The following is a 17,316-nucleotide window of genomic DNA, read 5'->3' as shown; positions in this document are numbered from 1 at the left end:
AGGCTGAAGGCCCGTGGACAGGGCTTCGAACTCCCAGCAGACCAAGCACGTATTCGTCACCGGTGGCGTGGCATCCAGTCTCGGCAAGGGGCTGACAGCGTCCAGCCTCGGCAGTCTGCTGACGGCACGGGGCATCCGGGTCACCATGCAGAAGCTGGATCCGTACCTCAACGTGGATCCCGGCACCATGAACCCGTTCCAGCACGGCGAGGTGTTCGTCACCAACGACGGCGCCGAGACCGACCTGGACATCGGCCACTACGAGCGGTTCCTCGACCGCGACCTGTCGGCGGTCGCCAACGTGACCACCGGGCAGATCTACTCGAGCGTGATCGCCAAGGAGCGCCGCGGCGAGTACCTGGGCGACACCGTCCAGGTGATCCCGCACATCACCAACGAGATCAAGGAACGGATGCTGGCGATGGCCGGCCCCGACGTCGACGTCGTCCTGCACGAGATCGGCGGCACGGTCGGCGACATCGAGTCGCTGCCGTTCCTGGAGGCGGCCCGCCAGGTCCGGCACGACGTCGGCCGGGACAACGTCTTCTTCCTGCACATCTCGCTGGTCCCGTACCTCGCCCCGAGCGGCGAGCTGAAGACCAAGCCGACCCAGCACTCGGTCGCCGCGCTGCGCTCGATCGGTATCGCCCCGGACGCCGTGGTCTGCCGGGCCGACCGGCCGATCCCGGACGGCGTGAAGCGGAAGATCTCGCTGATGTGCGACGTCGACGTGGAGGCCGTGGTCGCGGCCGTCGACTCGCCGAGCATCTACGACATCCCCAAGGTCCTGCACACCGAAGGCCTGGACGCGTACGTCGTCCGCCGGCTGAACCTGCCGTTCCGCGACGTCGACTGGACCCGCTGGGACGAGTTGCTGCGGGTCGTGCACCACCCGAAGGACCAGGTCACGGTCGCGCTGGTCGGCAAGTACATCGACCTGCCGGACGCGTACCTGTCCGTCGCGGAGGCGCTGCGGGCCGGCGGGTTCGACAACGACGCCAAGGTGAACCTGCGCTGGATCGCGTCCGACGAGTGCGCGACCCCCGAGGCGGCCGCGCGGCTGCTCGGGGACGTGGACGCGGTCTGCATCCCGGGCGGGTTCGGAATCCGCGGGATCGAGGGCAAGATCGGCGCGATCCGGTTCGCCCGCGAGCAGGGCATCCCGATCCTCGGGCTGTGCCTCGGCCTGCAGTGCATGGTGATCGAGGTCGCCCGCGACCTGGCCGGCCTGGACGACGCGAACTCCAGCGAGTTCGACCCGGACGCGGAGCAGCCGGTGATCGCGACGATGGAGGAGCAGAAGCACATCGTGTCCGGCTCCGGGGACCTCGGCGGCACCATGCGCCTCGGCCTCTACCCGGCGAACCTGGCCGACGGCTCGATCGTGCGCGAGCTGTACGGCGCCCCGTCGGTGCAGGAGCGCCACCGGCACCGCTACGAGGTGAACAACGCCTACCGCGACAAGCTGGAGACGGCCGGCCTGGTGTTCAGCGGGCTGTCGCCGGACAACGAGCTGGTCGAGTTCATCGAGCTCGACAAGGCACAGCACCCGTACTTCGTTGCCACCCAGGCCCATCCGGAGCTGCGGTCCCGGCCGACCAAGCCGCACCCGCTGTTCTCCGGCCTGATCGCGGCCGCGCTCATCCGCCAGCGCGAGTCACGGTTGCCGGTCGAGGAGCCGGCGGCGGCGAAGAAGTCCGCCGCGAAGCCCAAGGCCGAAGCGGTCAAGACTCGATGAAGGATCACCCCGAGCTGCGGTTCGGTGCCGGTCTGGCCGACGTACCGGAGCGGTGGCCGGTGTCCTCCTCCGAGGTGGTGCACGAGACCGGCCGGGTGATCTCGGTACGGCGTGACCACATCGAGCCACCGGGGCGCGACGGATTCGTCCGCGACGTCGTCGTACATCCGGGTGCGGTCGGAGTGGTCGCGCTGGACGCGGCGAACCGGATGCTCCTGGTCCGGCAGTACCGGCACCCGGTCGGCTACCGCCTGCTCGAGCCGCCGGCCGGACTGCTCGACGTCGAAGGGGAGCAGTACCGCCTGGGCGGCGAACGTGAGCTCTGGGAAGAGACCGGCACCAAGGCGGCCGACTGGCGCGTCCTGGTCGACGCGTTCACCTCGCCGGGGCTCACCGACGAGGCGGTCCGCATCTTCCTGGCCCGCGACCTGTCCCCGGCCGACGAGGCCTACGACCGGCTGCACGAGGAGGCCGACATGGAAACCGTGTGGGCTCCGCTGGTGGACGTCGCCGGCGCCGTTCTCGCCGGCCACCTGCACAACCCGATCCTGGTGATGGGCGCGCTGGCCGCCTGGACCGCACTGAACGGCCCCGGCTTCGACCAGCTGCGCCCTGCCGACTCCCCCTGGCCCGCCAAGGACCGCTGATCTCCGCCGCCTTCCGGAACCCGGCTGCCACCAGGTGCTCATTCGTCTCCGGAAAGCCGTGGCTGTCAGGGCAGCGCCACGCCGACGGGTTCGCCGCCGTCCTCGGCCAGCTTGCCGGCGACCAGGCGGGCGTTGGCGACGAACTCGTCGTGGGGGATCCTGGGCAACATGTCGTCCCAGGCGGCGATCATGGCACCGCGGAGTTGCATCATCCCGAGCGGACGCGCGAGGAACCACAGGTGGAAGTGCTCGCCCCCGTCACCCCACCGATTGAAGTGCGTCCGTGCCACGCCGTCGATCGCGCGGATGGCGCCGGCGACGCGCTGGATCATCGGGCCGAGGGTCCTGGTGAGCTCGGGCGGCAGGTTGTCGAGGCGGTAGTGCTCGCGGGGCTCGAGGATCGCAACCATCGGCAGACCGCTGGGAGCGAGCCCGGCCTTGAGGAGCCACTGGTCGTCCCGCCAGATCACCATCCGCTCCGGCTCGGCACATGTCGTACACGGCTCTCCGCCCGGCTCGCCGCGGCGGGGCGGTTCGGGCAGGATCGGCTCGTCCAGCGGGACCACCTGGACATCCCCTTCGAACGGGAAGAACGGCCGACCGATCAACGGCTCGGGCGACACGCGTTCGCCGTACGGCAGTCTGCGGTGATACTCCGACGGAAGCTCACTCATGCGCCGCACTCTGCCGACAATGGACGTCATGGACAAGCCGGAGTTGGCCGAGCTGCTGGAGCTGGAACCGCACCCCGAAGGGGGCTGGTATCGCGAGACCTGGCGGTCGGACGTCGAGATCGCGCCCGAGGGGTACGACGGGACGCGGGCCAGCGCGACCGCGATCTACTTCCTGCTCGCGCCGGGGGAGGAGTCCCGCTCGCATCGGGTGCGCTCGGCCGAGGTGTGGCTGTGGCACTCCGGCGGGCCACTCACCCTCGAGTACGGCGACGAGTCGGTGACGCTGGGGCCGGACGTGGCCGCGGGCCAGCACCCGCAGGTTGTCGTACCCGCGGGTGCGTGGCAGTCGGCGAGGCCGGCCGCGGATCAGCCGGTACTGGTGTCGTGCATCGTCTCCCCGGGGTTCGACTTCGCCGACTTCAGCATGCGCTAAATCTGCGGAACGACGCCCTCGCCCGCGGTCACCTCCGGCAGGTGCTCACGGATCATGTACCCGCCGGCACAGGCGATCCAGACCGCCGACACCAGCAACGGGATGCCGGTCATCAGGAAGCCGCCGGCGACCCACGCGCCCGAGGTGGCGAACACGCCGAAGGCACCGGCGAACGACACCACGGCGGCCAGCAGCGCCAGGTAGCCGAGCCAGTTCGGCATCATCCGGGTGCGCAGTACGCCGATCCCGGCCGCGGCCAGCGGCAGGGTGGCGGCGAACCCGATCATCGTCGTCATCACCGCGGTCGCCTCGTACAGCATCGTGGTCAGCCCGGCGTCGCGGCCGTCGATACCGTAGGCGGTCGCCGCGGTCAGGGCGGCGTTCACGAAGATCGCACCACCCACCAGCACCGAGCCGGCCAGCAGGGCCAGGTGGACGTCGGTGCGCTCGTCCCGCTCCCGCATCGCCTCGGCGAACGCCGACGCGAACCAGATCACCAACCCGGCCGCCGCGGCCCACATCAGTGCGCTGGTCAGGATCATGGCGCGGTTGTCGGTCAGCCAGGCCGTGATCGCGGTGGCCGACTCGTCGACCGTCGGTGGGTTGCCGGGCAGGAACCTGCCCAGGAGTGCCAGGACGACGAAGGCCAGCCCGGCTAAGCCGCCCCAACGCAACTCGTGTCGCTCGGTCATGGGGAAACACCTCCAGTGCGCGCACCGCGAAATGGTGCGTCTACTGCTGATGTTCCTCCGCTGCCGCCGGTCGTCAAGAGGGTCCGTCCGGCGAACAGGCGCCCCGCCGGACGGACCCGTCACGACCTACTGGAGAACGGTTGCCAGCGCCTCGTACCCGGGCAGCAGGTCAATCCCTTCGCGGCCGAGCTGCTGGACCGCGACGTGGTCCGCGCCGGCCTCCAGGTGGGCGTTCAGCCCCTCGGCGATCTCCACCGCCGAGCCGTGCAGCACGAGCGCGTCGAGCAGCTTGTCGCTGCCGCCGTCGTCGAGGTCGTTCTCGGTGAAGCCGAGCCGCTTCAGGTTCGACCGGTAGTTGCTCAGCCGCAGGTACGACGCCAGGTAGTCGCGACCCGTCGTCCGGGCGATCTCGACGTCGGTCTCGAGCACCACCTTCTGCTCCGGAGCGAGCAACACACCGCCGCCGAGGGTACGACGCGCCTCGCGGGTGTGCTCCGGTGTCGTCAGGTAAGGCAGCGCGCCCGCCGTCCGGCTCCCGGCGACCTGCAGCACCTTCGGGCCGAGCGCCGCCAGCGCCCGCCGGTCGGCCGGCACCTTGGCGTCGTCGAGCTCGTCCAGGTAGCCGACGATCGTCGCGTACGGCGACGTGTACTCGCCGGTGCGTTCCGGGTGACCGATGCCGACTCCGAGCAGGAACCGGCCCGGGTGCTCCTCCTCCAGCCGGTGGTACGACGCCGCCACGTCGGCCGCCGGCGACTTCCACATGTTCACGATGCTGGTGCCGACGGCAACGGACTTCGTTGATGCCAGCAACACCTCCGCGTCGCGCAGGCAGGCGTCCGGGGAGGCGCCCAGCCAGAGTGCGCCGTAGCCGGCCCGCTCCAGCCCGGCCGCCAGTTCCGGTCCCCAGTGCTGCGGCCCGTGCCAGACCCCGAAGCGTCCAAGTTCCACCGCCACGCGTACTCCTCTCGTCGAACCGTTCTCAGGCTGCAACCGGGAGCGGGCGGGCTCCATTCCGTGCTCCATTCCGTGCTCCATTCCGTGCTCCGGTAAGCATCCCTGACGTCCTGGAGGAACCGTCAATGATGCTCGCCCGCGCAACCAGTATGTGAACCTAGAGGAGCGCGGCGATCTCCGGAACGCGGCGTCGCAGATCGGCCAGCCGGCGCTCGGTGCGTTCGGGTTCGCCGACGGTCGCGAGGTTGAGCATGCCGGCGTCCCCGGCCTGCCGGCCGGCGCGGATGACGCGCGCCGAGCGCCGTGCCCGGTCCGGGGCGCCCTCCAGGATCTGCAACGGCGTGAACGCGTCGCCGTACGCCGAGGCCATCAGCCGCAGCCGGGCGGCCTGGTAGGCGGGATCCATCGGGATCGCCAGCGGCGCCGTGTTCCAGGCGGAGAAGGCGAGGTCGTCGAGTGGCACTCCCGGCCCGGCAAGGTCCCAGTCGATCACGCCGCTGAACCCGGCCTCGGTGCCGATCCAGTTGTAGTAGCCGTAGTCGTGCATGCAGATGATCTGCCCGGCCGCGAGTTCGCCGCGGCCGGCCCGCCAGACGAGCTCGCCCTCGGGCCGGTACGACGCGACGACGCGGTGGTACTCCGCCAGCCAGCGCATAGCGTCCGCCAGCACGTCGTCCGGAACCTCCGGGCCGTACGCCGTACCGGGGAGGTAATCGAGAATCTCGCGTCCGCGGTCGTCGTAGCCGTGCACCCGGGGGACGCCGGCCAGGCCGGCGTCGGCGAGGTAGTTGAGCAGTGCATGAACGGCCGGCGTCCACGGGCCGGTGGTGCGCCGTACGGTGTCGCCGACGCGGACGGCGCCGCCGACGTTCCCGCCCTGGAGAGCGATCTCCTCGTCCATGTCAGAACCTTCCGGTCGCGTTTCGATCAGGGGTACCGAAAAGCACCGAAGCCGGGGACTTCGGTGCAGTGCAAAACTGGCGTGAAGAGAGAAATGGAGATTGCGTCAAGATTGCGCAAAGCCTGCGGGGCAAGGGATTCCGGTGTGAACGTCACGGGTTGCCACGGCGTCGTACAAGAGTGTAACCGAACCGCCGGGGTTCGGTTCCGCGAGTCTCCACCGGATAGGACCATCCGATCAGGTGGTATGAACCCCGCGGGCTTACACTCGGCAGCGACCTGGCAGCACACCCCTCACCGCCGGGCCGCGGACACAACGACGTGGGCCGCACACCTGGAATGTGAAAGAAGGGCGAGTTGTGAAGGTCGGAGTTCCGAAGGAAGTCAAGAACCACGAGTACCGGGTGGCGATCACGCCGTCCGGGGTGCACGAGTTCGTGCGCAACGGGCACGAGGTTCTGATCGAGCAGGGTGCGGGGACCGGTTCGCTGATCCCCGATGACGAGTTCGTCGCGGCCGGGGCACGGATCGTGCCGGTGGCGGACGACGTCTGGGCGGACGCGGAGCTGGTGCTCAAGGTGAAGGAGCCGGTGGCCGAGGAGTACCACCGGATGCGGCGGGACCAGGTGCTGTTCACCTACCTGCACCTGGCCGCGAGCAGCGACTGCACCGACGCGCTGCTGAAGTCCGGCATCACCGGGATCGCGTACGAGACGGTTCAGCTTCCCGACGGTTCGCTGCCGCTGCTGGCGCCGATGAGCGAGGTGGCCGGCCGGCTCGCCCCGCAGGCCGGCGCCTACCACCTGATGCGCAGCGGTGGCGGCCGCGGCGTCCTGATGGGCGGCGTCTCCGGGGTGCATCCGGCTCGCGTGGTGATCATCGGCGCGGGTGTCGCCGGGATGAACGCGGCCGCGATCGCGCTCGGCATGCAGGCGCAGGTCCAGTTGTTCGACCGCAACATCGCCCGGCTGCGCGAGGCCGACCGCATCTACCAGGGTCACCTGCTGACGATCGCCGCGAATTCGTTCGAGATCGAGCGCGCGGTGCTCGAGGCCGACCTGGTGATCGGCGCGGTCCTGGTGCCGGGGGCGAAGGCGCCGAAGATCGTCACCAACGAGATGGTCCGGCGGATGAAGCCGGGCAGCGTGCTCTGCGACATCGCGATCGACCAGGGCGGCTGCTTCGAGGACTCGCGACCGACCACGCACGCCGACCCGGTGTACCAGGTGCACAACTCGTTGTTCTACTGCGTCGCGAACATGCCCGGCGCCGTGCCGAACACGTCGACGTACGCGCTCACCAACGTGACGCTGCCGTACGCGATCGAGCTGGCGAACCTGGGCTGGCGGGAGGCGATGAAGCAGGACCACAGCCTCGCGCTCGGCCTGAACACCTTCGAGGGGCACGTCACCTACGGACCGGTCGCCGAGGCCCACGACGTGTCCCAGCTGAAGCTCGACGAGGTGCTGGTCTGAGCATCCCCCGCGCAATTGGTGCGTACCTCGACCACCTGACCGTCGAGCGCGGCCTGGCTGCGAACACCTTGGCGTCGTACCGGCGGGACCTGCGCCGGTACGACGGCTACCTCCGGGCCGCCGGGATCTCCTCGCTGGGGAGCATCTCGGAGGCCGTGGTCAGTGATTTCCTGATGCGGTTGCGGGAAGGCGACGCGGACCACCCGCCGCTGACCGCGTCGTCGGCCGGGCGGACCGTGGTCGCGGTCCGGGGATTCCACAAGTTCTGCCTGCGTGAGGGCCTGACCGCGGTCGATCCGGCGGCGGCCGTGAAACCGCCGGCGCCGCCGCAACGGTTGCCCAAGGCCCTTTCCGTGGACGAGGTCTCGCGGATCCTCGGCGCGGCCGCGGGTGCCGAGGCGGAGCCGGCCGTGCTCGCGACCCGGGACGCGGCTCTGCTGGAGTTCCTCTACGGCACGGGCGCGCGCATCTCCGAGGCGGTCGGGCTCGACGTGGACGACATCGACCTCGACGCCGGCGCGGTGCTGCTGCGCGGCAAGGGCAGCAAGGAACGCGTCGTCCCGGTCGGGTCCTATGCCCGGGACGCGGTGGCGGCGTACCAGGTCCGCGGCCGGCCGGACCTCGTCAGCCGGGGCCGCGGCACCCCGGCGCTGTTCCTCAACGCCCGTGGCGGCCGGCTCTCGCGGCAGAGCGCCTGGACGGTACTGCGACGTGCCGCCCAGCGCGCCGGGATCGCCAAGGAGATCTCCCCGCACACCCTCCGCCACTCCTTCGCCACCCACCTCCTCGACGGCGGCGCCGACGTCCGCGTGGTCCAGGAACTGCTCGGCCACGCGTCGGTGACCACGACCCAGGTCTACACCCTCGTCACCGTCGACAAGCTCCGCGAGGTCTACGCGACCGCACATCCCCGCGCGCTGTCGTCCTGAGTCCCGGTGCGGGCCGATCATGGACGGTGTGCGATCATCTGGTTACGGTTGGTCATCCGGAGGCGGTGATCGACCGGGTCCGGAGCTTTGTCGACAAACCACCCGACCCCGGTGCGGAGTGGCTGGTTGAGAGTGCTTGAATGCACGCTTACAGTCGCTGGGATCGCCCGTATCGGTTGAAAGGTTTGACGAGTCATGAACGAGTCGACATTCCCGGGCACCGAGCAGTTCCCGTCGCCGGCCCAACCGATCGCGCCGACGGTCACCCAGCCTGCCGCGCACCCGCGACCGCAGGCGCAGCCGCAGCGGAACCTGACCCCACCCGACAACTATGCGGAGATGCCCCGGCCGACGGCCAAGCTCACCGCGGAGGACATCGCACCTGTGAATGACGCGCACGGCCCGAGGAGCAAGATCGGGCCGACCGGCCGTCCGGTTCCGGACCTGCCGGAGCCCCAGCCGCCGGCCAGGACAGGGCCCGCCCAGGTGATCTCGATGTGCAACCAGAAGGGTGGCGTCGGCAAGACCACCACCACGATCAACCTCGGCGCGGCGATCGCCGAGACCGGTCGCAAGGTGCTGCTGATCGACTTCGACCCGCAGGGTTCGGCGTCGATCGGTCTCGGCGTGCAGCCGCATGACCTGGACCTCTCGGTCTACAACCTGCTGATGCAGCGCGACATCACCGCCGACGAGGTGATCCGGGCGACCAACGTGCCGAACCTGGACCTCCTGCCGGCCAACATCGACCTGTCGGCCGCCGAGGTCCAGCTCGTCCAGGAGGTCGCCCGCGAGTACACCCTGCAGCGGGTGCTCGAACCGATCGTCCCGAACTACGACGTGATCCTGATCGACTGCGCGCCGTCGCTCGGCCTGCTCACCGTGAACGCACTGACCGCGTCCAACGGCATCGTCGTACCGCTGGAGTGCGAGTTCTTCGCGCTCCGCGGGCTGGCGATGCTGACCGACACGATCGGCAAGGTGCAGGACCGGCTGAACCCGAAGCTCGAGATCGTCGGCATCCTCGGCACCATGTTCGACGGGCGGACCACGCACGCCCGGGAGGTGCTCGACCGCGTCGTCCAGGCCTTCGACGAGCGCGTTTTCCACACCGTCATCCGGCGTACCGTCAAGTTCCCCGAGACCACGGTCGTCGGTGAACCGATCACGACGTACGCGCCATCGTCCCAAGCGGCTACCCAGTACCGCGACCTTGCCAAGGAGGTGCTGGCGCGTTGTCCCGCCGGGTGAGCCTGCCAGGTGCCAGTGAACTCTTCGGGGGTGCGGCACCGAAGCAGACCAGACCCGAGAAGCGCACCACCACCGACGGACCGTCGACCGGGGTTCGATCCCGCACGGCCGTTGTCGACGACCGCAAGTCCAGCGGTCGGATCCGGCACGACACGAAGATCACCGTGTACGTGACGGAGGAGGAGCTGCTCGGCCTGGAACAGACCAGACTCGCGCTGCGCGCCGAGCACGGCCTGACCGCCGACCGCGGCCGGATCGTCCGCGAGGCGATCGACGTCCTGCTGGCGGACTTCGTCGACCACGGCCCGGACTCGGTGCTGGTACGGCGGCTCAAGGCCTCGGAATGAGCTCCTCGGACTCGCTGCCCCTCGACCTCTCGGCCGGTCCGTCGGCCGACGGCGTACCGACGGTTGCCGAAGGCAAGGGGTTCAGTGTCCACCTGGTCAACTTCGAGGGGCCGTTCGACCTGCTGCTGCAGCTGATCAGCAAGCACAAGCTCGACATCACCGAGATCGCGCTGTCGCAGGTCACCGACGACTTCATCGCGCACATCAAGGCGCTCGGGTCCGAGTGGGACCTCGACCAGACGTCGGAGTTCCTGCTGATCGCGGCCACGCTGCTCGACCTGAAGGCGGCCCGGCTGCTGCCGAAGGGCGAGGTCGAGGACTCCGAGGACCTGGCGCTGCTCGAGGCGCGGGACCTGCTGTTCGCGCGGCTGCTGCAGTACCGGGCGTTCAAGCAGATCGCGTCGCTGATGCAGGAGCGGATGGCGGCCGAGTCCAAGCGGTTCCCGCGGGCGGTCGGGATGGAGCCGCGGTTCGCGGAGTTGCTGCCGGAGGTGCTGCTCGGGATCGACCCGGCCGGGCTCGCGGCCCTGGCGGCACGTGCGCTGGCGCCGAAGACCGACGTACCCGAGGGCGTGTCGCTGGCGCACCTGCACGCGCCGGCGGTCACGGTCCGCGAGCAGGCGGTCGTGATCGTCGACCGGTTGCGGCGGCAGCGCAGTACGACGTTCCGCGCGCTGGTGTCGGACTCGCCGGACACCGTGACGACCGTGTGCCGGTTCCTGGCGTTGCTCGAGCTGTTCCGGGAGGCGGCGGTGTCGTTCGAGCAGGTGACGCCGCTGGGGGAGCTGACCATCCGGTGGACCGGCTCCGACGAAGGCGAGATCGACGTTTCGGACGAGTTCGACGAGGTCGCGAAACCCGAGGCCGAGGACGGTGAGGCACCCGAGGTCCCCGGCGAGGTTGATTTCCTCGAACCCGGTGAGAGCCTGACCGAAGACGACAATCCCGAGGACACCGCCCAGCCCTCCGAAGGACCCGACGAGACGGTGAACCAGTGACCGACCACCCCACCCCCGACGAACCCTACGGAAGCTTCGTGGACCCCGGCGCCGAAGAACCCCCGGCAGGTGACACCACGCCGAACGCCGAGCCGAGGGCTGCCGGGGTCGCCGACCCGGCTACGGACGCTGCCGAGTCCCCCGAACCGGCGGACGCCGAGTCGACGGGACTCGATACGGAGGACCACGTGCCGCCGGGGCAGACTGCGGTGCCGATGGCGGACGAAGGTGTTGTCGACGACGAGACGATGCGGCGGGCGATCGAGGCGATTCTGATGGTGACGGACGAGCCGTTGCCGGTGCTGACGTTGGCTCGTGCGGTCGGGCGGCCGACGGGCGACGTGTCGGCGGCGTTGCTGACGCTGGCCGACGAGTACACCGAGCAGGGGCGTGGGTTCGACCTGCGTGAGGTGGGTGGCGGCTGGCGGTACTACACCCGCGTTGAGGCGGCGCCGTACGTGGAGAGGTTCGTGCTCGACGGGCAGCAGGCGCGGCTGACGCAGGCCGCGCTGGAGACGCTCGCCGTGGTCGCGTACAAGCAGCCGGTCAGCCGGGCGCGTGTCTCCGCGATCCGCGGCGTGAACGTCGACGGCGTGATGCGCACGCTGATCGCCCGCGGTCTGGTCGAGGAGGCCGGCGCGGACACCGAGTCGCAGGCGACGCTCTACCGCACCACGTCGTACTTCCTGGAGCGGATGGGCATGCAGTCCCTCGACGACCTGCCCGAGCTCGCGCCGTACCTCCCGGAGATGGACGACATCGAGGAGGAACTCGCCGCCCAGACCCTTCCGCCGACGACCTCCGAGGACAGTACGACGTCCGCGGACGAGCCCGCCGCCGACGACACCGGCATCGACGGCGACCTGACGACCGATGAGCCCGTCGAACTGGACGTCGACCACGAGCCGGGCGAGCTCGAACCGTCCGAGGAGTTCGGATCCACCGCCGACGATCCGGCCGAGGAGCAGACGTCAGGCGAGGGCAACGACGACGCCGGCGCGGACCAGGCGGACGCTCTCCCAGCGAGCAGCACCGGCATCGACGGCGATCTGACCACCGACGAGCCGGTGGACCTGGACGTCGCGCAGGAGCCGGGTGAGCTCCAGCCGTCCGACGAGTTCGGGAGCGCGGACGCAGCGAGGCCCCAGGGTGCTGCGGGTGGGTCCGGGAACGCGGATCCCGCCAGGAGCGCGGATCCGGCGGACGGGTCCACAGGCACGGACGGCGGAGGTGACGCCGCCGCCCGGGAGGGTGCGGGGGTTGGCTCTGCTGGGGACGGTTCCCGGGATGGGTGACGGGATCCGCCTGCAGAAGGTGCTGGCTCAGGCGGGGGTGGCCAGCCGGCGGAACGCGGAGATCCTGATCGAGCAAGGTCGGGTCGAGGTGGACGGCGCGGTGGTGACCGAGTTCGGGTTGCGGGTGGATCCGGCGGTGTCGGTGATCCGGGTCGACGGTGAACGGATCCCGCCGACCGGCGCGCACGTGTACCTGGTGCTCAACAAACCCCGCGGCGTCGTCACGACGATGTCCGACCCGCAGGGCCGCCCGTGCATCGCGGACTACGTCCAGGACCGCCAGGAGCGGCTGTTCCACATCGGCCGCCTGGACACCGATACCGAGGGCCTGCTGCTGCTCACCAACCACGGCGAGTTCGCGCACCGGCTCACGCACCCGTCGTACGAGGTCTCCAAGACGTACGTCGCCGAAGTCGAAGGCAACGTGAAACCGGCGCTCCTGCGCAGCCTTCTCGACGGCATCGAGCTCGACGACGGCCCGGCCCGGGCGGACACTGTCAAGGTGGTCTCCAGCATCCGCGGCCGCACCCTGATCCAGATCAGCCTGCACGAGGGCCGCAACCGGATCGTCCGCCGGATGTTCGACGCGATCGGCCACCCGGTCAAACGCCTCACCCGCACCGCCATCGGCCCGGTCCGCCGCGGCAACCTGCACACCGGCGAACTCCGCGACCTGGACCAGAAGGAACTCGGCCAGCTCCTCGACCTCGTCGACCTCTGAGAACGTCACTCGCCGGACAGTCCGTCCACAGCAGGCTCAGGTGGTGGCCTACCGCTGCCGGAGGGTCTGCCTGAAGAACGTGCGGACGAGGCGGCGGGTGGTGGTGACGCCGCACGGCGTCGTGCCGATGAGTTGTGCGCGCGCCTCGGGATGACCAGGCCGGCCGACTGGAATTGGGCGTGAGGGCGGCGTAGTCGGTGAAAATCCAGTGGTCGGCGTCGGGGAGTTCGACGCGCCGGACGGGCCCGCCGTGCGACATCATGGCCGCACAGGTCCGGTCGAAGCGGGCGTCGCGGCAGCCGTCGGTGACACCCACGTACGTCGGACGCCGGGTAGAAGATCGTGGTCAGCAGCTCGCGCGTCGTCGCACCGTTCGCACGGATCGGCGCGAGCACGGTCGACGAAGTGCCGAGTCGTCGTACCGACCCACCACCGGCCGGTCGGCCTGGGCAGGCGCAGGGTCAGCTCGCTGCGGCCGGCGTACGCGGGCACCATGCCGGCGACCACCGATGCTGCGATCGCCGTGGTGAAGGTTCGTCGCCTCATGGTGCCGACGCCGGCAGCCGTCATCGGCGACGTCACTACTGTCGGGCGGACCTCCACCCGCAGTGCCACCCACCGGTCTGACCCCTGTCGGCTCCTGCATGGTTGACATCAAAGGGGTAACGCCGGGAAACGGCGCGCCTGGGACATGGCCCGGTTGTCGGAACCGCCACGTAGTGTGGGTGTGTGAACCGGCGAATCTTCGGTCTGGAGAACGAGTACGGCGTCACGTGTACCTTTCGCGGTCAGCGCCGACTGACCCCCGACGAGGTGGCGCGGTACCTGTTTCGGCGCGTCGTGTCCTGGGGGCGGAGCAGCAACGTCTTCCTCCGCAACGGGGCACGCCTCTACCTCGACGTGGGCTCCCACCCGGAGTACGCGACCGGTGAGTGTGACTCGGTCACCGACCTGATCGCGCACGACAAGGCCGGTGAGCGGATCCTCGAGGGTCTGCTCGTGGACGCGCAGAAACGGCTGCACGACGAGGGCATCTTCGGCGACGTCTACCTGTTCAAGAACAACACCGACTCGGCCGGCAACAGCTACGGCTGCCACGAGAACTACCTGGTCAGCCGGCACGGCGACTTCGCCAAGCTGGCCGACGTCCTGATCCCGTTCCTGGTCACCCGGCAGCTCATCTGCGGGGCCGGCAAGGTGCTGCAGACCCCCCGCGGCGCGGTGTACTCGGTGTCCCAGCGCGCCGAGCACATCTGGGAGGGCGTGTCGAGCGCGACCACACGGTCGCGGCCGATCATCAACACCCGGGACGAGCCGCACGCGGACGCCGAGCGGTTCCGCCGGCTGCACGTGATCGTCGGCGACTCGAACATGTCGGAGACCACGATGCTGCTCAAGGTGGCCAGCACCGACCTGGTACTGCGGATGATCGAGGCCGGCATCGTGATGCGCGACCTGACCCTGGACAACCCGATCCGGGCGATCCGGGAGATCAGCCACGACATGACCGGCCGCCGCGAGGTCCGGCTGGCCAACGGCCGGGAGGCGAGCGCCCTCGACATCCAGGGGGAGTACCTGACCAAGGCGCGCGACTTCGTCGACCGCCGCGAGCTGGGGACGCCGGCGGTCGAGCGGGCGCTGTCGCTGTGGGAGCGGACGCTGAAGGCGATCGAGTCCGGCGACCTGTCCGGGATCGAGCGAGAGATCGACTGGGTGATCAAGTACCGGCTGATCGAGCGCTACCGGCAGCAGAACAACCTCGGCCTGGCGAGCCCGCGGGTCGCCCAGCTTGACCTGGCGTACCACGACATCCACCGGCCCCGCGGTCTGTACTACCTGCTCGAGCGCAAGGGCGCGGTCACCCGGGTCGTCGACGATCTGCGGATCTTCGAGGCCAAGTCGGTGCCGCCACAGACGACCCGGGCGCGGTTGCGCGGTGAGTTCATCAAGCGCGCGCAGGAGCGCCGCCGTGACTTCACTGTCGACTGGGTACACCTCAAGCTGAACGATCAGGCCCAGCGGACGGTTCTGTGCAAGGACCCGTTCAAGTCCCACGACGAGCGGGTGGAGAAACTGATCGCCAGTATGTGAGTCGCCCGGCGGAACGGGCGGCACGGCGACCGAGATCCGGCCGGTGGCCAGGGCCGAGAAGGAGTACCTGCGCGGCAGGTCGCGCTCGGCGGCGTCACGTCGACCCGTGTGCTCCCGACGTACCGGCTGGACGCGCTGTCGCGGCAGGATCGGGCGCCGGACAACGCTGTCGGCTTCTGAGCGCTGTGACCGTACGTGGTGTGATTCAACGGTGACGCAGGCGGACAGTGGTGTTGTTGGGCGTGCAGGCTAGGGTGGGCGCGTTGTTGACCGTGAGTCGAGCGGCGCGGACCGCGCCGGGATGTTTCGAGGTGCTCGTTCGTGCGCAAGTTGTTGAGTCTGGTCGCGATGGCGGCGCTGGGTTCCGGCCTGGTCGCCTGTGGCTCCGAGGAGCCGGAGTTCGGTGCCGGCGGGATCAAGGTGACCTCGGAGTTCGGTCAGAAGCCGACCGTCACCCATCGCGAGGGCGAACCGGAGAAGACACTGGTGACCGAGGTCCTCAAGGAGGGCGACGGGCCGGTGGTCAAGAAGGGTGAGCTGCTCACCGCGAACTACCTCGGGCAGATCTGGCGCGACGGCAAGGTCTTCGACAACTCCTACGACCGGGGCGCGCCGTCGTCGTTCCCGATCGGTGTCGGCGGCGTCATCGCCGGCTGGGACGAGGGTCTGGTCGGGAAGAAGATCGGCAGCCGGGTGCTGCTGTCCATCCCGTCCGACAAGGGCTACAAGGAGACCGGGAACGAGCAGGCCGGGATCAAGGGTGACGACACGCTGATCTTCGTCGTCGACCTGGTCGGCTCGGCCGCCAACGACACCCCGCTGGACGCCAACCCGGCGACCTCGGCGGCGAGCAAGATCAAGGTCACCGGCGCGCTCAACGCGGAGCCGAAGGTCGCGGTCCCGGCCGGCAGCAAGCCGCCGGCGAAGCCGGGCAAGCCGGTCGTGTTCGCGGTCGGCAAGGGCAAGCCGGTCGAGGCCGGGAGCCAGCTCGTCGGCCGGTACGTCGTGTACGACTACACCGGGAAGAAGCAGGCGAGCACCTGGGACGGGCAGCCCGCCGCCAACGGTCAGCCGGCCCAGCCCGGTGCCCCGACGGACCAGCTCCAGGTCGGCCCGGGCCCGAACGGTCAGAGCGGCGCCCTGGACGGTCTCGCCGGGATCCCGATCGGCAGCCGTGTGCTGGTCGAGCTGCCGCCGTCCAAGGACGCCAAGGGCAAGGCGATCAACGCCTTCGCGGTCATCGACATCCTGAACGCCTTCCCGGCTCCGAAGCAGCAGGGCCAGTAAGTCCGGAGCGTTTGCCGAAGGCCGGTCTCCCGTGGGGAGGCCGGCCTTCGGGGTTCAGCGGTGGAACCAGCGGGTGGTTGCCGGGTGGAACGTCAGGAACAGCGCCGCGAGCAGGGCGCTGAGGTGGATGGTGCGGAGGATCGCCGTGAGGGCGAAGGTGAGCGACCAGGGGAGGGCGCTGAGGTCGTTGCCCGCCAGCCAGGAGATCGGCTGGTGGACGAGGGACGCGAGACCGACGGTGCCGAGGATGCCCGCCAGGAGGCATCGGGACCACGGGACACCCTGGCGGAAGTAGCGGTCGATGACGACGAACAGGCCGCCGTACACGAGCGCACGGACGGCCAGCTGAGCTGCCAGCGCGGGCAGCGAGATGCCATCGCCGACAGCGTGCACCGCGCCGACGACCGACTCGGCGACGCCCGCGCCGACGGCGAGCAACCACGTCAGGGTGGCCCAACGAGCGGTCAGCGGGGCTGAGGTGGAGCAAGGGTTGCCATGCTGCCAGCGTCGCCGCCGAAGCCCTGCCGATCAGGAGTACTGAGACCCCAGCCCAGGTGGTGGTACGTCCACCAGCCCGGCCGCATGCCGGCCGGCCGCGGCCGCCGCCTCGAAGTACGCGCGGTCCCCGTCGAGATCCCGCCCCATCGTCGACAGCTTCACCGGCGCCGCCCGCATGGCGTCGTACAACCCGTCGACTCCCACGCGCACCACCCGGTGCCGCGCCTTCAACGGCTCGGCGGCGTCCCGGACCGCGTCACCGAACTCACCCGCCAGGTCCGGTACGACGACGTCCGCCGGCTGCAGCGCCACCCGACCGTAGGCGGTGAGGCTGTGGTGTGAGATCCCCCGGTGCCGTGGCCGCGGATCGGCTTCCGAGATCC

Annotated in this window: 18 protein-coding genes; 12 read left to right on the top strand and 6 right to left on the bottom strand. The window is 69.9% G+C overall.

Going from position 1 to position 17,316, the window contains the following annotated elements:
- Positions 1 to 13 precede the first annotated feature (13 nt).
- Both E1218_RS22150 and E1218_RS22145 read left to right on the top strand, forming a co-directional pair.
- A complete protein-coding gene (locus E1218_RS22150) occupies positions 14 to 1,738 on the top strand; it encodes a CTP synthase (protein WP_132323147.1) in 1,725 nt (574 codons plus the stop codon).
- A complete protein-coding gene (locus E1218_RS22145; protein WP_132323145.1) occupies positions 1,735 to 2,385 on the top strand; it encodes an NUDIX domain-containing protein in 651 nt (216 codons plus the stop codon). Before E1218_RS22150 ends, E1218_RS22145 begins: the two co-directional genes overlap by 4 nt.
- A 65-nt stretch (positions 2,386 to 2,450) precedes the next feature.
- Here E1218_RS22145 and E1218_RS22140 read toward each other — a convergent pair whose 3' ends face one another.
- Positions 2,451 to 3,059, bottom strand: coding sequence for an HIT family protein (locus tag E1218_RS22140; protein WP_132323143.1), 609 nt, complete (start codon positions 3,057 to 3,059; stop codon positions 2,451 to 2,453).
- 19 nt (positions 3,060 to 3,078) lie between these two features.
- Between E1218_RS22140 and E1218_RS22135 the strand changes: the two genes are divergently transcribed.
- Complete coding sequence (locus E1218_RS22135) at positions 3,079 to 3,492, top strand: cupin domain-containing protein (RefSeq protein ID WP_132323141.1); 414 nt, start codon at positions 3,079 to 3,081, stop codon at positions 3,490 to 3,492.
- On the opposite strand, the gene E1218_RS22130 is transcribed toward E1218_RS22135, so the two are convergent.
- The 3 genes from E1218_RS22130 to E1218_RS22120 form a co-directional block, all read right to left on the bottom strand.
- Complete coding sequence (locus tag E1218_RS22130) at positions 3,489 to 4,184, bottom strand: DUF4386 family protein (protein ID WP_132323139.1); 696 nt, start codon at positions 4,182 to 4,184, stop codon at positions 3,489 to 3,491. The genes E1218_RS22135 and E1218_RS22130 overlap by 4 nt on opposite strands.
- A 126-nt stretch (positions 4,185 to 4,310) precedes the next feature.
- Positions 4,311 to 5,141: an LLM class F420-dependent oxidoreductase gene (locus E1218_RS22125; RefSeq protein ID WP_132323137.1), complete on the bottom strand. Its 831-nt coding sequence runs from the start codon at positions 5,139 to 5,141 to the stop codon at positions 4,311 to 4,313.
- 157 nt (positions 5,142 to 5,298) lie between these two features.
- Entirely contained in the window at positions 5,299 to 6,042 is a 744-nt protein-coding gene (locus E1218_RS22120) for a phosphotransferase (RefSeq protein ID WP_132323135.1), read from the bottom strand.
- 358 nt (positions 6,043 to 6,400) lie between these two features.
- On the opposite strand from E1218_RS22120, the gene ald reads away from it, so the two are divergent.
- The 9 genes from ald (at position 6,401) to E1218_RS22080 (ending at position 16,435) form a co-directional block, all read left to right on the top strand.
- Positions 6,401 to 7,516, top strand: a complete 1,116-nt coding sequence (gene ald, locus E1218_RS22115) for an alanine dehydrogenase (protein ID WP_132323133.1) — start codon at positions 6,401 to 6,403, stop codon at positions 7,514 to 7,516.
- A gap of 14 nt (positions 7,517 to 7,530) precedes the next feature.
- Positions 7,531 to 8,445, top strand: a complete 915-nt coding sequence (xerD, locus tag E1218_RS22110) for a site-specific tyrosine recombinase XerD (RefSeq protein ID WP_202866139.1) — start codon at positions 7,531 to 7,533, stop codon at positions 8,443 to 8,445.
- A gap of 339 nt (positions 8,446 to 8,784) precedes the next feature.
- A complete protein-coding gene (locus tag E1218_RS22105; RefSeq protein ID WP_132323169.1) occupies positions 8,785 to 9,696 on the top strand; it encodes a ParA family protein in 912 nt (303 codons plus the stop codon).
- Entirely contained in the window at positions 9,681 to 10,043 is a 363-nt protein-coding gene (locus E1218_RS36695; RefSeq protein WP_202866137.1) for a hypothetical protein, read from the top strand. Before E1218_RS22105 ends, E1218_RS36695 begins: the two co-directional genes overlap by 16 nt.
- Entirely contained in the window at positions 10,040 to 11,041 is a 1,002-nt protein-coding gene (locus E1218_RS22100; RefSeq protein WP_202866136.1) for a segregation and condensation protein A, read from the top strand. The genes E1218_RS36695 and E1218_RS22100 overlap by 4 nt, the downstream gene beginning before the upstream one ends.
- Entirely contained in the window at positions 11,038 to 12,336 is a 1,299-nt protein-coding gene (gene scpB / locus E1218_RS37980; RefSeq protein WP_325052852.1) for an SMC-Scp complex subunit ScpB, read from the top strand. Before E1218_RS22100 ends, scpB begins: the two co-directional genes overlap by 4 nt.
- On the top strand, positions 12,329 to 13,057 hold the full coding sequence (locus E1218_RS22090) for a pseudouridine synthase (RefSeq protein ID WP_132323167.1): 729 nt from the start codon (positions 12,329 to 12,331) through the stop codon (positions 13,055 to 13,057). Before scpB ends, E1218_RS22090 begins: the two co-directional genes overlap by 8 nt.
- Before the next feature lie 729 nt (positions 13,058 to 13,786).
- The gene (gene pafA / locus E1218_RS22085; protein WP_132323127.1) at positions 13,787 to 15,148 is read left to right on the top strand and encodes a Pup--protein ligase; all 1,362 of its coding nucleotides are present in this window, start codon (positions 13,787 to 13,789) and stop codon (positions 15,146 to 15,148) included.
- A gap of 321 nt (positions 15,149 to 15,469) precedes the next feature.
- The gene (locus E1218_RS22080) at positions 15,470 to 16,435 is read left to right on the top strand and encodes an FKBP-type peptidyl-prolyl cis-trans isomerase (protein WP_132323125.1); all 966 of its coding nucleotides are present in this window, start codon (positions 15,470 to 15,472) and stop codon (positions 16,433 to 16,435) included.
- 54 nt (positions 16,436 to 16,489) lie between these two features.
- On the opposite strand, the gene E1218_RS22075 is transcribed toward E1218_RS22080, so the two are convergent.
- Positions 16,490 to 16,873, bottom strand: coding sequence for a hypothetical protein (locus E1218_RS22075; protein ID WP_233712376.1), 384 nt, complete (start codon positions 16,871 to 16,873; stop codon positions 16,490 to 16,492).
- Positions 16,874 to 16,963: 90 nt separating this feature from the next.
- Positions 16,964 to 17,316 (bottom strand): DUF3866 family protein (locus tag E1218_RS22070; RefSeq protein ID WP_132323121.1); only part of this gene is annotated, 353 nt, incomplete at its 5' end.

This window comes from Kribbella turkmenica, assembly GCF_004348725.1.
Lineage (GTDB): Bacteria > Actinomycetota > Actinomycetes > Propionibacteriales > Kribbellaceae > Kribbella > Kribbella turkmenica.
The sequence above is the reverse complement of the archived record's forward strand: the minus strand, read 5'-3'. Positions and strand labels throughout refer to the sequence as shown.

Coding starts and splice junctions, on each gene's coding strand:
- E1218_RS22140 (WP_132323143.1), bottom strand. CDS start 3,059: ATGAGTGAGCTTCCGTCGGAGTATCACCGCAGACTGCCGTACGGCGAA.
- E1218_RS22135 (WP_132323141.1), top strand. CDS start 3,079: ATGGACGTCATGGACAAGCCGGAGTTGGCCGAGCTGCTGGAGCTGGAA.
- E1218_RS22145 (WP_132323145.1), top strand. CDS start 1,735: ATGAAGGATCACCCCGAGCTGCGGTTCGGTGCCGGTCTGGCCGACGTA.
- E1218_RS22130 (WP_132323139.1), bottom strand. CDS start 4,184: ATGACCGAGCGACACGAGTTGCGTTGGGGCGGCTTAGCCGGGCTGGCC.
- E1218_RS22100 (WP_202866136.1), top strand. CDS start 10,040: ATGAGCTCCTCGGACTCGCTGCCCCTCGACCTCTCGGCCGGTCCGTCG.
- E1218_RS22105 (WP_132323169.1), top strand. CDS start 8,785: ATGCCCCGGCCGACGGCCAAGCTCACCGCGGAGGACATCGCACCTGTG.
- E1218_RS22120 (WP_132323135.1), bottom strand. CDS start 6,042: ATGGACGAGGAGATCGCTCTCCAGGGCGGGAACGTCGGCGGCGCCGTC.
- E1218_RS22090 (WP_132323167.1), top strand. CDS start 12,329: ATGGGTGACGGGATCCGCCTGCAGAAGGTGCTGGCTCAGGCGGGGGTG.